The sequence below is a fragment of the Curvibacter soli genome (assembly GCF_029211125.1).
GTDB classification, from domain to species: domain Bacteria; phylum Pseudomonadota; class Gammaproteobacteria; order Burkholderiales; family Burkholderiaceae_C; genus Curvibacter_A; species Curvibacter_A soli.
The window spans coordinates 1-17,432 of the sequence record NZ_JARGEN010000057.1 but is presented as its reverse complement, the minus strand read 5'-3'; the positions used below and the strand labels follow the sequence as shown (position 1 = coordinate 17,432).

The 17,432-nt window shown below is 70.6% G+C and carries 10 protein-coding genes; all 10 read left to right on the top strand.

Features of this window, described 5'->3' with window-relative positions:
* The first annotated feature begins 92 nt into the window (after positions 1-92).
* The 10 genes from PY257_RS12355 (at position 93) to PY257_RS12310 (ending at position 17,245) form a co-directional block, all read left to right on the top strand.
* A complete protein-coding gene (locus PY257_RS12355) occupies positions 93-2,465 on the top strand; it encodes a YgiQ family radical SAM protein (RefSeq protein ID WP_275742226.1) in 2,373 nt (790 codons plus the stop codon).
* A gap of 207 nt (positions 2,466-2,672) precedes the next feature.
* Complete coding sequence (locus tag PY257_RS12350) at positions 2,673-3,623, top strand: YncE family protein (protein ID WP_275742267.1); 951 nt, start codon at positions 2,673-2,675, stop codon at positions 3,621-3,623.
* Positions 3,624-3,635: 12 nt separating this feature from the next.
* Positions 3,636-4,439 (top strand): polysaccharide deacetylase family protein, encoded by an 804-nt coding sequence (locus PY257_RS12345; RefSeq protein ID WP_275742223.1) that lies wholly within the window; start codon positions 3,636-3,638, stop codon positions 4,437-4,439.
* A gap of 4 nt (positions 4,440-4,443) precedes the next feature.
* Positions 4,444-5,391 carry a sterol desaturase family protein gene (locus tag PY257_RS12340; RefSeq protein WP_275742221.1) on the top strand — a complete coding sequence of 316 codons (948 nt, stop codon included), beginning with the start codon at positions 4,444-4,446 and terminating at the stop codon, positions 5,389-5,391.
* Entirely contained in the window at positions 5,391-5,525 is a 135-nt protein-coding gene (locus tag PY257_RS12335) for a hypothetical protein (protein ID WP_275742269.1), read from the top strand. Before PY257_RS12340 ends, PY257_RS12335 begins: the two co-directional genes overlap by 1 nt.
* A gap of 268 nt (positions 5,526-5,793) precedes the next feature.
* Complete coding sequence (locus PY257_RS12330) at positions 5,794-11,736, top strand: alpha-2-macroglobulin family protein (protein ID WP_275742219.1); 5,943 nt, start codon at positions 5,794-5,796, stop codon at positions 11,734-11,736.
* A gap of 264 nt (positions 11,737-12,000) precedes the next feature.
* Positions 12,001-14,559 carry a sensor domain-containing protein gene (locus tag PY257_RS12325; protein ID WP_275742217.1) on the top strand — a complete coding sequence of 853 codons (2,559 nt, stop codon included), beginning with the start codon at positions 12,001-12,003 and terminating at the stop codon, positions 14,557-14,559.
* Between the two features lie 261 nt (positions 14,560-14,820).
* Positions 14,821-15,585: a 5'/3'-nucleotidase SurE gene (gene surE / locus PY257_RS12320; RefSeq protein WP_275742265.1), complete on the top strand. Its 765-nt coding sequence runs from the start codon at positions 14,821-14,823 to the stop codon at positions 15,583-15,585.
* Positions 15,585-16,349 carry a protein-L-isoaspartate(D-aspartate) O-methyltransferase gene (locus PY257_RS12315; RefSeq protein ID WP_275742215.1) on the top strand — a complete coding sequence of 255 codons (765 nt, stop codon included), beginning with the start codon at positions 15,585-15,587 and terminating at the stop codon, positions 16,347-16,349. The genes surE and PY257_RS12315 overlap by 1 nt, the downstream gene beginning before the upstream one ends.
* Before the next feature lie 23 nt (positions 16,350-16,372).
* Complete coding sequence (locus PY257_RS12310) at positions 16,373-17,245, top strand: peptidoglycan DD-metalloendopeptidase family protein (protein ID WP_275742213.1); 873 nt, start codon at positions 16,373-16,375, stop codon at positions 17,243-17,245.
* Positions 17,246-17,432: the final 187 nt, after the last annotated feature.

Below are 17,432 nucleotides of genomic sequence, written 5' to 3'. Positions count from 1 at the left end.
GGCGCGGTCTAGAATCCGCGCCGCCCCCCGCACTTCTTTCGCCGCAAGCCGCCCGCACCGCCGTGGGCAGCGGCGCTGCCTCTCCCCCCACGATGAACGCCCCGCTCGACGTTTCCTTTTTCGCGCGCGCCGCCAAGCCCATCACCAGCTACCGCAAGTACTGGGCGCAGCGCTTCGGCACCGCGCCGTTCCTGCCGGCCACGCGCGAGGAGATGACCGCGCTCGGCTGGGACAGTTGCGACATCATCGTGGTGACGGGCGATGCGTACGTGGACCACCCGAGCTTCGGCATGGCCGTCATCGGCCGGGTGCTGGAGGCGCAGGGCTTTCGCGTGGGCATCATCGCCCAGCCCGACTGGCAGAGCGCCGAGCCGTTCCGCGCCCTGGGCCGCCCCAACCTGTTCTGGGGCGTGACCAGCGGCAACATGGATTCGATGATCAACCGCTACACGGCGGACCGCAAGATCCGCAGCGACGACGCCTACACTCCCGGCGACCTGGCCGGCCAGCGGCCCGACCGCGCGGCCATCGTCTACAGCCAGCGCTGCCGCGAGGCGTACCCGGACGTGCCCATCGTCCTCGGCGGCATCGAGGGCAGCCTGCGCCGCATCGCCCACTACGACTACTGGAGCGACAAGGTGCGCCGCAGCATCGTGGTGGACAGCAAGTGCGACCTGCTGCTGTACGGCAACGCCGAGCGCGCCATCGTCGAGGTGGCGCACCGCCTGGCCGCGAAGGAGCCGGTGCAGCAGATCACCGACGTGCGCGGCACGGCCTTCGTGCGGCGGGAATCGCAGGAAGGCTGGTTCGAGATCGACTCCACCGCGGTGGACATGCCGGGCCGCGTGGAAGGGCACGTCAACCCCTACCTGACCACCAGCGAGCAGGCGGCGGCGCAGGGGGAGAGCTGCGCGCGCCCAAATGCTACTGAAAACATAGCTGCAACCGCAGGCAGGACAGGCGCTGGAGGCCAAAAAGGCCATGAAACCGTCAGCGTGCAGCCGATCACCTTCATGCCCAATCCGGCCCTGGCGCGGCGCAAGCCGCAGGCACCCCCGCGCGAGCGCAGCGTGATCCGCCTGCCGAGCTACGAGCAGGTGAGGAGCGACCCCGTGCTGTACGCCCACGCCAACCGCGTGCTGCACCTGGAGACCAACCCCGGCAACGCGCGCGCGCTGGTGCAGGCGCACGGCGAAGGTGCCACTGCGCGCGACGTATGGATCACCCCGCCGCCCATCCCGCTGACCACCGCCGAGATGGACTACGTGTTCGGCCTGCCCTATGCGCGCAGCCCGCACCCGCGCTATGCCGACGCGCAGGGTCGCCACGACGGCGCGACCAAGATCCCTGCGTGGGAGATGATCCGCTTCAGCGTCAACATCATGCGCGGCTGCTTCGGCGGCTGCACCTTCTGCTCGATCACCGAGCACGAAGGCCGCATCATCCAGAGCCGCAGCGAGGACTCGGTCATCCGCGAGGTGGAAGAGATCCGCGACAAGGTGGCAGGCTTCACCGGGGTCATCAGCGACCTGGGCGGCCCCACGGCCAACATGTACCGGCTGGGCTGCAGGACGCCCGAGATCGAGGCCGCCTGCCGCAAGCCGAGCTGCGTCTACCCCGGCATCTGCCAGAACCTGACCACCGACCACGGCCCGCTCATCAAGATCTACCGCCGCGCGCGCGCCCTCAAGGGCATCAAGAAGATCCTGATCGGCTCGGGCCTGCGCTACGACCTGGCCGTGAAGAGCCCCGAATACGTGAAGGAGCTGGTGCAGCACCACGTGGGCGGCTACCTGAAGATCGCGCCCGAGCACACCGAGGCCGGGCCGCTGTCGAAGATGATGAAGCCCGGCATCGGCAGCTACGACCGCTTCAAGCAGATGTTCGACAAGTTCAGCGCCGAGGCGGGCAAGCAGCAGTTCCTGATCCCGTACTTCATCGCAGCGCACCCGGGCACCAGCGACGAGGACATGATGAACCTCGCGCTCTGGCTCAAGCGCAACGGCTTTCGCGCCGACCAGGTGCAGACCTTCTACCCCAGCCCCATGGCCACTGCCACGGCCATGTACCACACGGGCCGCAACACATTGCGCCGCGTCCACCGCGAGGCCCGGGCCGAAGACGCCGTGGACGTGGTGCGCGGCGACAAGCGCCGCCGCCTGCACAAGGCCTTCCTGCGCTACCACGACCCCAACAACTGGCCGCTGCTGCGCGAGGCGCTCAAGAGCATGGGCCGCACCGACCTGATCGGCAACGGCAAGCTGCATCTGATTCCCACCTACCAGCCGCTGACCGACGGCGGCTACCAGAGCGCGCGGCGCAAGAACTCCACCTCCGCCGCGACAGCCAAGCCCGCGCAGCCTCCGCGCAAAACCAGCGAACTCGCGCCTCCGCGCAAGGGCCGCATCCTGACCCAGCACACGGGCCTGCCCCCGCGCCAGGCAGGCGCGGGCAAGAAACGCTGAGGAATCCAGGCCAAATCGGCCGCAGGCGCAAGTGAAACGGGCGCGTGCAGCTATCGAATGTATAGCAATCGCACCCGGCCCGCACCGGCGCGCACCTGCCGCTCGACGGGCGCCGCCATCCGCGGGCTAAACTCATGGGTTGTCCTGAAAAGTCCGTTCGTGAATCTGTCCATTCCCCGTTTCCTTCGCCGCGCCGTCGGCCTCGGCCTGGCTTTGCTGGCGGCGCTGCCGCTGGCCGCCGCCGCACGGCCCAGCCCGCTGTTCGTGCTCAATTCGCTGGACGCGACCATCAGCGTCATCGACCCCGCGACCTGGACCGAGAGCGCCCTTATCGCCACCGGCAAGGAGCCGCACCACCTGTACCTGACACCCGACGAGAAGTCGCTCATCGTCGCCAACGCGCTCGGCGACTCGCTCACCTTCGTCGACCCGCGCACGGCGCAGGTGCAGCGCACGGTGCGCGGCATCGTCGATCCGTACCAGTTGCGCTTCTCGCCCGACATGAAGTGGTTCGTCACCGCGGCCAACCGGCTCAACCACGTGGACATCTACCGCTGGGACGGGCAGGACCTGGCGCTCGCCAAGCGCATCGCCACCGGGCGCACGCCCAGCCACATCTGGATCGACAGCCGCAGCGCCACGGCCTATGTGTCGATGCAGGACAGCGACGAGCTGGTCGCCATCGACCTGCGCAGCCAGGCGCTCAAGTGGCGCGTGCAGACCGGTGCCACGCCCGCCGACGTGTACGGCTCGTCGGACGACCGCTTCCTGTTCGTCGGCCTCACGGGCGGCGAGGGCGTGCAGGTGTTCGAGGTAGCGGGCGACGCGCCCGCGCGCGCCCTGCGCACCATCGCCACGGGCAAGGGCGCGCACGCTTTCCGCAGCGCGGGCGACGGGCGGCACGTGTACGTGAGCAACCGCGTGGCCGACACCATCAGCAAGATCGACACGCAGACACAGACCGTGGTGGCCGACTATCCCGCGCCAGGCGGGCCGGACTGCATGGACGTCGCCGGCGACGGGCGCTACATTCTCGTCACCTCGCGCTGGGCGCGCCGGCTCACCGTCATCGACACGCAGGAGCGCCGCGTGGTGCGGCAGGTGCCCGTGGGCAAGTCGCCGCACGGCGTGTGGACGCTGGATCACATCAAACCCTGAGATACATTGCCCATGCTGCCAAGCCTGCTGCGCTCATCCCTGCTGGCCGCGGCCCTGCTGCCGGCGGCGCAGGCGCCCGCCGCCGAACCGGCCTGCGCCAAGCCCGTCTACCTGACCTTCGACACCGGCCACATGGAGATCGCGCCGCTGGTCGCGCAGGTGCTGCAGCGCCAGCAGGTGCGCGTGACCTTCTTTGCCGCCAACGAGCCCACCAGGCAGGGCGACGGCAGCCTGGGCAACGACTGGGCGCCCTGGTGGCGCGCGCGCGCGCAAGAGGGCCATGCCTTTGCCTCCCACACCTATGACCACGTGTACTGGCGCGCCGACCTGGGCGGCACGCCGCCGTCGTTCAGCGTGCGGCCCTCGGCGGGCGAGCGGCAGGGCCGGCAGTTCATCATGACGGCAGCGCAGTATTGCGCCGAGATCACCCGCGCCGCCGACCGGCTGGCGGAGGTGACGGGCGTGCGACCGCTGCCGCTCTTCCGCGCGCCGGGCGGCAAGACCTCGCCCGCGCTGCTGGCGGCGGCGCGCGGCTGCGGCTACGCGCACGTGGGCTGGGCGCCGGCGGGTTTCCTGGGCGACGAGCTGCCGAGCGAGAAGTTCAGCAACGCCCTGCTGCTGGAGCGTGCGCTGCGCGACATCCGCGCGGGCGACGTGCTGCTGGCCCACCTGGGCATCTGGTCGCGCAAGGACGCCTGGGCACCCGCCGTGCTGGAGCCGCTGATCGAGGGGCTGAAGGCGCGCGGCTTCTGCTTCGCTACGCTGCGCGAGCATCCCGGCCACCAGGGCTGGATCGCCAGCCGCGCCAAACCCTAGCCGCATGGATGCGCTCGCCGACCTGTTCGACGCCGCGCAGCAGTGGCTGTTCCAGGCGCTGGTGCAGCCGGCGCTGTTCGGGCTCGGCATGGGCGGTCTGCTCGAGGACGGCTACGCCGCCACCGGCTGGCTGCTCGTGGGGCTGTTGCAGATCGCGGCCATGCTGGCCGTGATCGCGCCGCTGCAGCGCTGGCGCCCCGTGGAGCCGGTGGTCGACCGGCGCACCATCCGCGTGGACATGCTCTACACGTTCATCCACCGGCTCGGGCTGTTTCGCGTGGCGCTGTTCCTGCTGCTCGGCCCCGTGTTCAATGCGCTGTTCGGCACGCTGCGCGTGGCGGGCGTGCACCCCATCCAGATCGACGCACTGTGGCCCGGCGTGACCGACCTGCCGTGGGCGAGCCTGCTGCTGTACCTGCTGGCCTTCGACTTCACCGGCTACTGGATTCACCGCGGCCAGCACGCCTGGCGCTGGTGGTGGAGCCTGCACGCCCTGCACCATTCGCAGCGGCAGGTGACGATGTGGAGCGACAACCGCAACCACCTGCTCGACGACGTGGTGCGCGCCTGCATCGTCGTCTGCGTGGCGCAACTGATTGGCGTGGCGCCGGGGCAGTTCATCGCCATCGTCGCCTTCACCCAGCTCAGCGAGAGCCTGCAGCACGCCAACCTGCGGTTGTGGTTCGGGCGCGTGGGCGAGCGGCTGTGGATCAGCCCGCGCTTCCACCGGCGCCACCATGGCATCGCGGCGGGCCGGGCGGGCTGCAACTTCGGTGTGCTGCTGCCGTGGTGGGACATGCTGTTCGGCACGGCGGATTTCGCCCTGCGCTACGAGCCCACGGGCGTGCGCGACCAGGTCGAGCCCGGCCCCACGGGCCACCCGCGCGACTATGGGCGCGGCTTCTGGGCCCAGCAGTGGCTGGGCCTGAGGCGGCTCGCCGGGCGCGGCTGATGGACGGCCATCCTTTTGCGCGGGGCGCCGTATCGGTGGTGGCGCGCGCCGTGGTGGCCAAGTCCGACAAGTCGGTGGCGCTGCTGATCCAGCGCGACGGCGACAAGATCTTCATGCCGGTGCGACTGGGCTGACGGTACGCACCGGGCGCTGGCCGCGCGGCTCCAGGCGAGACACTGGCCGCGCGCGGCCAGCCCGCAACGGGTTCACGCGGGCTGCGCCCTGGCCGCAAAGGCGGGCGACGCCACCATGGCCATGGCCACCCCCGCCATGCAGGCCAGCCCTCGGCCTCCGCTTTTCCGCTTTTCGTGACAAATGCTGCGGCCGGCCGTGCGCCGGCCTGGCGGCGACATGGAGATCGGCTACGCTCGCTCCCGCCAATGAGGAGAACGCAGCGTGAGCATGTCCGCTCTGAAAATGAACGCCTGGGCCGCCGCCGTCCTGGCGGTGGCCGCCGGCGCCGCCCAGGCTTTCCAGATCACCAGCCTCTCGCCACAGGGCGAGGTGGCGCGCGTGCGACAGGTGGTGGCCAGGTTCGATGCCGGCGCCGTCAACTTCGGCGACCCCAAGGCGCCCGCGCCGATCACGCTGAGCTGCAGCGACGCGCAGGCCACCCAGGGCGCGGGGCGCTGGACCAGCGATCGCGAATGGGCCTATGAATTCGCGCGCGACCTGCCGCCCGGCGTGCGTTGCACCGCCACGGTCAATCCGGGGTTCAAATCGGCCTCCGGCGCAGTATTGACGGGCGCTGGCAGCTATCAATTCAATACCGGCGGGCCGTTCGTGCGCAGCATTCGCCCGGGCTCCTGGGAGCGCATCGACGAAGAGCAGTTCTTCGTCCTGCAACTCAACGGCCCGGCGACGCCGCAAAGCCTGCAGGCCAACCTGTGGTGCACCGCATCCGACATCGGCGAGCGCATCCCCGTGCGGCTGCTCGAAGGGCGGGACCGCGCCGCGCTGCTGCAGGCCATGGGCTGGGCCAAGGCGGCTGCGGCGGAGCCGCTGCAATACCACGCCTTCGCCTGCAACCGGCGCCTGTCGCCCGCGGCCAAGGTGCAGATCGTCTACGGCCGTGGCGTGGCCACGCCCGGCGGCGTGCCCAACACGGTGGAAAAGCGCTTCGGCTACGAGGTGCGCGAGCCGTTCGAGGCCACGTTCAGTTGCGAGCGCGAGAACGCCCAGGCCGCCTGCCTGCCGATCCGCCCGCTGCGGCTGCAGTTCAACGCGCCGGTCACGCGCAGGCAGGCCGCCGCGATCCGCCTGAAGTCGGCCAGGGAAACGCTCAAGCCCGGCTTCGACCGGAATGGGGCCAGCGCCGAAGACGATGACGTGGTGAACGCCGTCGCCTTTGCCGGCACGCTGCCCGAGCAGACGCAGTTCACGCTGGAGCTGCCGCAGGATTTCAAGGACGCATCGGGCCGCTCGCCGCGCAACGCGGCGAGCTTTCCGCTGAAGGTCGCCACCGGGCCGATGCCGCCGCTGGCCAAATTCGCCGCCGCGCCGTTCGGCATCGTGGAGCGCTTCGCCGAGCCCGATGCCGGCCCGCTGCTGCCGGTGACGCTGCGCAACGTGGAAGCCGCCCTGCAGGTGCAGGGCGGCAAGGTCAGCGACCTGAAGCCGCAGAGCGATGTCGAGATCATCACCTGGTTGCGCAAGGTGCGGCGCTACGACGAATCCTCGGTGTCGCGCGCCGATGCCGCACGCGATTCCCGCACGCCGCTGCCGCGCGTATTGCCCGAGGGCGACCAGGACGAGGTGCAGACCCGCATGCTCTCGCTGCTCGCGGGCCAGCCGGGCGTGAAGACGCTCGACCTGCCCAGGCCGGCGGGCGGCCACCCGCGCCCGTTCGAGGTGGTGGGCATTCCCCTGTCGCCGGGCTTTCACGTGGTCGAAATTGCGTCGCAGAAGCTCGGCACCTCGCTGCTAGACGAACAGTACGGCGCGGGCCGCACGATGTACGTGCGCACCTCGGCGCTGGTCACCAACTTGGGCGTGCACTTCAAGCTCGGGCGCGAGAACGCGCTGGCCTGGGTCACCACGCTGGACAAGGGCCAGCCCGTGCGGGGCGCCGCGGTGCGCGTGTCGGACTGCGAGGGCAACCAACTGGCCAATGCCCTGACGGACGCACAGGGCATTGCCCGCATCGAAGGGCTGTCGTCCGACCTCGCGCGTTGCAGCGATTGGTACGGCGGCGGCGATGATGGTGGCCAAGCGTATTTCGTGAGTGCGCGCCACCAGGGCAGCGACGGCGTGCAGGACATGGCATTCGCCTGGAGCGACTGGAACCGCGGCATCGAGCCTTGGCGCTTCAACGTGCCCACCAGCAGCGAGCCGCACCCCGACGAGCGCGTCCACACCATCTTCGACCGCACCCTGGTGCGCGCGGGCGAGATTGTTTCGATGAAGCACATTGCGCGCACCGAAACCAGCCGGGGCTTCGGCCTGCCCGGCACCTTGCCCGCCACGCTGGTCGTCACCCACATGGGCAGCGGCCAGCAGTACACCCAGCCGCTCGCGTGGCGCGCCACCGCCACGGGCGGGCGCAGCGCGGAAAGCCAGTTCCAGGCGCCGCCTGCGGCCAAGCTCGGCGTGTACCAGGTGGAACTGCACGGCGAAGGCAATGCCGGCAGCTTCACCAGCGGCGAGTTCCGCGTGGAGGAATTCCGCCTGCCCGTGCTCGAAGGCCGCGTGGGCCCGCTGGACAAGAAGCCGCTGGTCAACGCGCAAAGCGTGCCGGTGGACGTGCAGGTGAACTACGTGGCCGGCGGCGCGGCCGTGAACCTGCCGGTGCGTGTGTCGGCCCTGGTGCGGCCCCAGGCGCTGGCCTATGCCGACTACGACGACTTCAGCTTTTCCCCGCCGCGCGGCGCGCAGCAGGCCACGGGCGTTGGCGAAGAAGATGCCAGCGCCAGCCAGGACCAGCGCGTGGTGGCCGACAAGCTGCCGCTCGCACTCGACCGCAACGGCGCGGGCCGCCTCACCATCGCCGACCTGCCGCGCGACAAGCGCCCGCACGAATTGCTGATGGAAGCCACCTACGCCGACCCGAACGGCGAGGTGCAGACCCTGCGCGGCACCAGTACCCTGTGGCCCGCGGGCGTGGTGGCCGGAATCAAGACCGAGGGCTGGGTGTCCAGCAGCCGGCAGGTACGCTTCCAGGCCCTGGCGCTGGGGCTCGACGGCAAGCCCGCCGCCGGCGTGCCGCTGGAGGTGCGGGCCGTGGCACGCATCACCACCACCAGTCGCAAGCGCATGGTGGGCGGCTTCTACACCTACGACAACAAGACCGACACCAAGGACCTCGGCAGCGTCTGCAGCGGCAGGAGCGACGCGCGCGGCCTGCTGCTGTGCGAGGCCCGGCTGGGCGTGCCTGGCGAGGTGGAACTGATCGCCAGCGCCAGGGACGCCGACGGCAACACCGCGCAGGCCGCCGCCTCGGTGTGGGTGACCCGGCAGGGCGAGCTGTGGTTCGGCGGCGAGAACACCGACCGCATCGACGTGCTGCCCGAGAAGAAGGCCTACGAGCCCGGCGACACCGCGCGCTTCCAGGTGCGCATGCCGTTTCGCTTCGCCACCGCGCTGGTGGCCGTGGAGCGCGAGGGCATCCTCGAAACCCAGGTCGTGCAGTTGAACGGGCAGGACCCGACCGTGAGCCTGAAAGTGCGGGAGGGCTGGAGCCCCAACGTCTACGTGAGCGTGCTCGCGCTGCGCGGGCGGCTGCGCGAAGTGCCGTGGTACAGCTTCTTCACCTGGGGCTACAAGGCCCCGCGCGAATGGTGGACGGCCTTCTGGTTCGAGGGCCGCGAATACGTGGCGCCCACCGCGCTGGTCGATTTGAGCAAGCCCGCGTTCCGCCTGGGCCTGGCCGAGATCCGCGTGGGAACGCGTGCCCACCGCATCGACGTGAAGGTGGCTGCCGACAAGGAGAGCTATCCCGTGCGCGGCAAGGCCCGCGTGACCATCAGCGCCAGGCTGCCCGACGGCCAGCCCGCCGCGCACGCCGAGGTGGCCCTGGCCGCCGTGGACCAGGCGCTGCTGGCACTGATGCCCAACACCAGTTGGGACCTGCTGGGCGCCATGCTCCAGCGCCGCGCCTGGGGCGTGCAGACGGCCACGGCGCAGATGGAGATCATCGGCCGCCGCCACTATGGCCGCAAGGCCGTGCCCGCCGGCGGCGGCGGCGGGCACGGCCAGGCGCGCGAACTGCTCGACACGCTGCTGCTGTGGAACCCGCGCGTGCAACTGGACGCCCAAGGCCGGGCCACCATCGAGGTACCGCTGAACGACGCGCTCACCACCTTCACGATCGTCGCCGTGGCCGATGCCGCCACGGGCCTGTTCGGCACCGGGCAGGTCAGCATCCGGGCCACGCAGGATCTGCAGATCATCAGCGGCCTGCCGCCGCTGGTGCGCGAGGACGACCGGTTCCGCGCCCAGTTCACGTTGCGCAACACCACGGCCAGGGCCATGCGGGTGGAGGTGGCCCCGCGCGCCACGCTGCTCGACCTGAAGCCGCAGACCGTCGCTATTCCGGCAGGCGAGGCGCGCGAGGCGGCATGGGACGTGACCGCCCCCGCGCAACTGGCGCAGACGCGCGCCGAGGCCATCCTGTGGGAGATCGAGGCCCGGGACACGGCCGGCGGCGCACGCGATGCGCTCAAGGCCAGCCAGCGCATCGTGCCCGCCGTGCCGCTCACGGTGCAGCAGGCCACGCTGGCGCAGGTCGATGGCACCCTGGGCCTCGACGTGGCCCCGCCGGCGGACGCCATCGCCGGGCGCGGCGGCATCAAACTGACGCTGCAGCCCCGACTGGCCGAGGGCCTGCCCGGCGTGCGCGACTGGTTCGCCAACTACCCCTTCGCCTGCCTGGAGCAGAAGACCAGCAAGTCCATAGGCTTGCGCGACGGCAAGCTCTGGGCCGGCGTGGTGGCGCAGTTGCCCAGCTATCTGGATGCCGACGGCCTGGCCAGCTACTTCCCGCCGCGCGACGGCGACGCCAACCGGGGCAGCGACACGCTGACCGCCTACGTGCTGGCCGCCACGCACGAGGCCGCGGGCATCGACCCCGCCTTCGCCCTGCCCGACGACGTGCGCGCGCCGATGGAGCGCGGCCTGACCGCGTTCGTCGAAGGCCGCATCCAGCGCGACTTCTGGATCCCGCGCAAGGACCTGGACATGCGCAAGATCGCCGCCATCGAGGCCCTGTCGCGCTACGGCCGCGCCCAGGCCCGCATGCTCGGCAGCGTGGCCATCGCGCCCAACCAGTGGCCTACGCACACGGTGATCGACTGGCTCCGCATCCTCCAGCGCGTGCCCGACGTGCCCGGGCGCGCGCAGCGCCTGGCCGAAGCCACACAGATACTCAAGAGCCGCCTGAGCTACCAGGGCACCAGGCTCGTCTTCAGCAGCGAGCCCGACGACTACTGGTGGTGGCTGATGCAGAACGGCGACGTGAACACTGCCCGCCTGCTGCTGGCCGTGCTGGACGACCCGGCCTGGAAGGACGACCTGGGCCGCCTGGCCAATGGCTTCATCGCGCGCCAGCAGGGCGGCGCCTGGCACACCACCACGGCCAACCTGTGGGGCGGGCTGGCGCTGGAGAAGTTTTCGCGCAGGTTCGAGTCCACGCCCGTTGCCGGCACCACGCGCGCCACGCTGGGCGCGGCCAGCGCCAGCGTCGACTGGAGCCGCGTCGAGCGCGTGAAGGCCAGCGACGCGGAGGGCGCCGCGCACCAGGCCACCTGGTTCGGCGCCCCCGCATCGCCGGGCAACCTGCGCAACAACGGCATGTTCCTGCCCTGGCCCGCGGACGGCGGCGCGGGCCGGCTCGGCGTGGCGCAGCAGGGCGCGGGCAAGCCGTGGGTCACCGTGCAGTCGGTGGCGGCCATCGAGTTGAAAGCGCCGTTCAGCGCCGGTTATGCCGTCAAGAAGACCATCACGCCCGTGGAGCAGGCCGACAAGGCCCGCACCACGCGCGGCGACGTCTGGCGCGTGACGCTGGAGGTGAACGCCAGCGCCGACATGACCTGGGTGGCCATCACCGACCCCATCCCCGGCGGCGCCACCATCCTCGGCAGCGGCCTGGGCCGCGATTCACAGATCGCCACCAGCGGCGAGAAGGCAGCCGGCGGCGCGGGCTGGCCCGCGTTCGAGGAGCGCAGCTTCGAGGCCTTCCGCAGCTACTACGAATATCTGCCCAAGGGCGTGGTGAAGATCGAGTACACCCTGCGCTTGAACAACGTGGGCGAGTTCGCCCTGCCGCCCACGCGCGTGGAGGCCATGTACGCGCCCGAGATGTTCGGCGAGGCGCCGAATGCGCGGGTGACGGTGGAGGCCGCGCGGTGATGCCGGATGCTATAAGTTTGAGAGCTGCTAGCGCTTATATTCATTGCGCTGGAGGGACTTTTTGCTGATGGATGAGGATCATCCAGAACCCCGGCGCGCACGCAGCCCCGGTCGCGTGCGGGCAGGCATGGGCGGCCCCGCCGCCGCACGCCGCAGCGCATACGCTTTGATACACTGGGCCGCAGAACCAAAGACGTTCAGTTGCCTGGCGTCCGAGCCCGGCGGCTACGCGGCAAAGGGATTGTCTGAGGCCAGGACCGCTCCATGACGACGCAACCACCGACCAACCCGTCCAAGCCGTTCGCCCACTTCGTGGACAGCGACAGCTTCTTCATGGAAGACGGGGACGACGATCCCGACAGCCATCCGGCGCCGCTGCGCCGCACCGCCCTGCCGGCGGCCATGCGCGAGGTACTGCAGCAACTCCCCGTCATGGTCCATGCCACCGATGCGTCCGGCGGGCAGTACGTGTTCTGGAACCGCGAATGCGAGATCGTCACCGGCTACAGCGCCTCGGAGATGGTGGGCAGCCCGCAGGCCATGCCGCTGCTGTACCCGAACGCCATCTACCTGGAGCGCAAGAAGGCCGAGTGCGCGGCCATGGGCATCGGCTTGCGCGACGTGGAATGGACGCTCATCGCCAAGACGGGCGAGCGCAAGCGCATCGCCTGGTCCATCATGCCGCGCCTGCAGGCCGAGGCGGGCGGCGCCGAGCAGTGGTACGTGGGCGTGGACGTCACCGCGCGCTTCGACGCGGACCGGCTGGTGCGCGCGCGCGACAAACTGCTGCGCACCGTCTTCCGCCACCTGCCCGACATGGTGCACCTGAAGGACGGGGCGGGCCGCTGGCTGCTGGCCAACCCCGCCGCGCGCGCCCTGGTGGGGCTGGGCGAGAAGGAGACCCACGGCTTCACCAACCTCGACCTGGCCGACCTGGGCCACCCCGCGGCGGAGAGCCTGCGGCAGTCGGCCCTGAACGAGGAGGCCACCTGGCAGTCCGGCGGGGTCTCGCATACCGAGGAAGTGCTGCAGGACGAGACCGGCAGCGCGCGCTACTACGACGTGGTGCGCGTGCCCACGTTCGGGCGCCGGGGCCAGCGCCTGCACATGCTGGTGCTGAGCCGCGACATCACCGACCAGCGCTCCGCCGCCACCAAGCTCGAACTCGCCGGCAAGGTGCTGGACCTGAGCAAGGACGGCATCATCATCTTCAACGCCGACAACCGCGTGATGATGGTCAACGCCGCGTATTCCACCATCTCGGGCTTCGCGGCGGACGACGTGATCGGGCAGCCCTACACGGTCATCTCGGCGGAGCAGCAGGACGGCCCCGCCCTGCAGCAGGCGATGCACGAGGCGCTGCTCGCCCAGGGCCGCTGGAGCGGCGAGGTCTGGGGCCGGCGCAAGAACGGCGAGGTCTACCCGCAGTGGCTCAGCCTGTCGGCCCTGCGCGACCGCGGCAGCGACGAGATCACGCACTACGTGGCCACCATCTCCGACCTCAGCTCCAGCAAGGCCGCCGAGCAGAGGATCGCCTACCTGTCCACGCAGGACACGGTCACCGGCCTGCCCAACCGCGCCCAGGCCGCCCAGCACGCCGCGCGCGCGCTGGCCCAGGCGCAGCATGCGGGCGAGCAGGTGGCGCTGCTGGTGACCGATGTGGACAACTTCAAGACCCTCAACGACTCGCTGGGCCACGCGGCGGGCGACGAACTGCTGCGCCGCATCGGCGAGCGCCTCTCGGGCACCGCCGGCGTGCGGGCTTTCGTGGGCCGGTTGAGCGGCGACGAGTTCATGGTCATGCTGCCCGGCGTGCATGGCACGGCGGATGCGGCACACATGGCGCGCCGGCTGATGGAGGCCGTGGGCGCGCAGATGGAGCTGGGCGGCATGCCGATGAGCGTGTCCATCTCCGTCGGCATCGCCATGTTCCCGTCGGACGGCGAATCGTTCGACGTGCTGTTCGGCCGCGCCGACGCGGCCCTGCACGCGGCCAAGCGCGAGGGGCGGGCGGTCTACCAGTTCGCCAACGCGGCCATGAACGCCGCCGCGCTGGAGCGGCTGCAGCTCGAATCGGGCCTGCGCCGCGCCATCGAGACCAATGCCCTGCGGCTCGAATACCAGCCGCTGGTCGAGCTGGCCAGCGGGCGCATCGTGGGCGCCGAGGCCCTGTGCCGCTGGGACCACCCGAAGCGCGGCCCCGTGCCGCCCGCGGTGTTCATCCCCGTGGCGGAGGACAGCGGCCTGATCGAGGCCCTGGGTGGCTGGGTGCTGCGCACGGCCACGCGGCAGCTGCGCGCCTGGCACGACGCGGGCCATGCGGAGTTGATGATGGCGGTCAATCTGTCGGCGCGCCAGTTCCAGCGCGGCATCGTGCTGCAGCAGGTGGAGGATGCGCTGGTGGAGGCGGACATCCCGGCTGAAAAGCTGGAGCTGGAGCTGACCGAAAGCGTGCTGCTGCACGACGGCGAGGCCGTGATGGCCGTGCTGCGGCGCCTGAAGGCGCTGGGCGTGAAGCTGTCGATGGACGACTTCGGCACCGGCTATTCGAGCCTGGCCTACCTGCGCCGCTTCAAGTTCGACAAGATCAAGATCGACCAGTCGTTCGTGCGCGACATGATCGACGACCCCGACAACGCCGCCATCGTGCGCGGCATCATCTCGCTGGCGCTGAGCCTGGGGCTCGACGTGCTGGCCGAGGGCGTGGAGGACGAGACCGTCGCCACGCGCCTGCGGCACTGGCAGTGCACGTTCGCCCAGGGCTACCACTTCGCGCGCCCGATGCGGCCCGAGGCGTTCATCGAGCGCCTGCGCGGCGGCTGAGCCGAAGTGCTCCTCAGAGTCCGCCCGCCCGCAGCCGAGCCCGGTCTGCCAGCGCATGCCACGCGCCGTCCGGGCCGCGGCTCGGGCGCTTCCTTCCGCTACGGCGCATCGATGCCGGCGGGGTTCTCGCAAAGCCATGCGGGCATGGTCGTCCCCGCCATTGCCGTGGGCCAGATGATGGGCGCCCAAGCAGGTGCGGACCTTGTCCCTGCGGCGATGGCGCGCACCCCTACAATGCCCTGGCATCCGGCGACCGACCCCATGAAGATCCTGCTTTCCAACGACGACGGCTACCAGGCGCCCGGCCTGCAGGCGCTCTACGAGGCGTTGAAGACAGAGGCCGACGTCGAGGTGGTGGCGCCCGAGCACAACAACAGCGCCAAGTCCAACGCGCTCACGCTGCATTCGCCGCTCTACGTGCACGATGCGCACAATGGCTTTCGCTACGTCAACGGCACGCCCGCCGACTGCGTGCATGTGGCACTCACGGGGCTGCTGGGCTACCGACCCGATCTGGTGGTCTCGGGCATCAACAATGGCGCCAACATGGGCGACGACACCATCTATTCGGGCACCGTGGGCGCGGCCATGGAGGGCTACCTGTTCGGCGTGCCGGCCATCGCGTTCTCGCAGGTGGAGCGCGGCTGGAGCGAGATCGCATCCGCCGCACGCAAGGCCGCCGACATCGTGCGCCGGTTCGCGCAGCAGGCGTCGGCGGACGCACCGCCCTGGCTGCTCAACGTGAACATCCCCAACCGTCCCTACGACGCGCTGCTGCCCGTCAAGGTCTGCCGCCTGGGCCGCCGCCATGCGGCAGAGCGCGTCATCACCCAGGCCAACCCGCATGGCGACACCATGTACTGGATCGGCGGCGCTGGCCCGGCCAAGGACGGCGCCGAGGGCACCGACTTCCACGCCACGGCGCAGGGCCACGTATCGCTCACACCGCTCAAGGTGGACCTGACCGACCACGACAACCTGCGCTATTGGGCGCAGGCCGCGGCCCGGCTGCAGGACGCCCGCTGATGTCGCGCCGCCCCACGTTTCCGGCCCGGCTCGACCCGCGCCCCGCCCCCGAGCAGCGCGGCACCGCCGCCGCTGCGCAGGCGCCCGCGCCGAGCCCGGCGCGGGGCGTGGGTCTGGATTCATCGGCCGTGCGCATGCGCATGGTCCAGCGGCTGGCCGCGCAGGGCATCGCCGAGCCCGCGGTGCTGCAGGCCATGGGTGCGGTGGAGCGCCACCGCTTCGTCGACAGCGCGCTGGTCAACCAGGCGTATGAGGACACGAGCCTGCCCATCGGCCTGGGGCAGACCATCTCCAAGCCCAGCGTGGTGGCGCGCATGGCGCAACTGCTGCTAGGCGCCGGGCTGGCGCGCAGCGGCCCACTGGCGCGCGTGCTGGAGATCGGCACCGGCTGCGGCTACCAGGCCGCGGTGCTGAGCCTGCTGGCGCGCGAGGTCTATAGCATCGAGCGCCTGCGCGGCCTGCACGAGAAGGCGCGCGCCAACCTGCGGCCCTTCCGGCTGGCCAACGTGCACCTGCTGTTCGGCGACGGCATGGCCGGCTTCGCGCAGGGCGCGCCCTATGCGGGCATCGTCGTGGCGGCGGGCGGCGCGCACCTGCCGCCGGCGTGGTGCGACCAGTTGGCCGTGGGCGGGCGATTGGTGGCGCCGGTGGCGGCGGCGGGCGGCAGGCAGGCGCTCATCGTGGTGGACAAGACACCCCTGGGGCTGAAACAGAGCGTTCTTGAGGACGTTCACTTTGTCCCCCTAAAATCAGGCGTTGCATGACACGCTCAAAAGGAATGCTATCTATGCTGGGGTTGCCGCGCGGGATTCGGATCGGTGTATCTGTATTGGCGGCGGGCATCGTGGCGGCCTGCTCATCTTCGCCGCACCGGCCCGCGCCGGTCGAGGATCGCGGCACCGCCGCGTCCGCGCCGGTCATCGTGCCCCCCACGCCCGCTGCCGAGCCACCCCCGCCGCCTGGCGCCGAGAACGCGGGCAAGCCGGGCTACTACACCGTGAGGCCCGGCGACACGCTGATCCGCATCGGCCTGGAAAGCGGGCAGAGCTGGAAGGACATCGCACGCTGGAACAGCCTGGACAACCCCAACCTCATCGAAGTGGGCCAGGTGCTGCGCGTCGCGCCGCCTGCGGCGTTGGCCGAGGGCGGCGTGGTCAGCAAGCCGGTTGCGTCGCCGTCCGTCGCGCCCGTCAAGCCCGGGGCGTCCGGCACGGCCCCGGCGGCAACGCCCGCACCCGCCGTCGCCGCCGTGCCCGTGGTGCCTGCCGCAGCAGCGCCCGCCGGCGGCGAGGAGGACACGGCCTTCATCTGGCCCGCGAACGGTGCGCTCGTGGCCGGCTTCGACGAGGCGAAGAACAAGGGCTTCGACATCGCGGGCAAGGCCGGCGAGCCGGTGCTGGCCGCCGCCGACGGCCGCGTGGTGTATGCGGGTGCGGGGCTGCGCGGCTACGGCAACCTCATCATCCTCAAGCACAACAGCACCTACCTGACGGCCTATGCCCACAACCAGAGCCTGCTGGTCAAGGAAGACCAGTCGGTGCGCAAGGGCCAGAAGATCGCCGAGATGGGCAGCAGCGACACCGACCGCGTGAAGCTGCACTTCGAGATCCGCAAGCAGGGCAAGCCCGTGGACCCGGCCAAGTACCTGCCGGCCAAGTAGGGCCGCCAAGGGCAGGGCGGCCCTGGTGCAGTGTGCAACGCCAAGCAGCCCATAAAACCGCACCTTTTGCCGCATGGCGGCGTTGCAAATCCTCGCGATAGCTACGGCTATCACTGTGGTTTGCGCCTTGCCCTGCGCCAAAACGCATCGCTTTTATCCTATTTCCGGCAGTTGAATCCCCAAAATT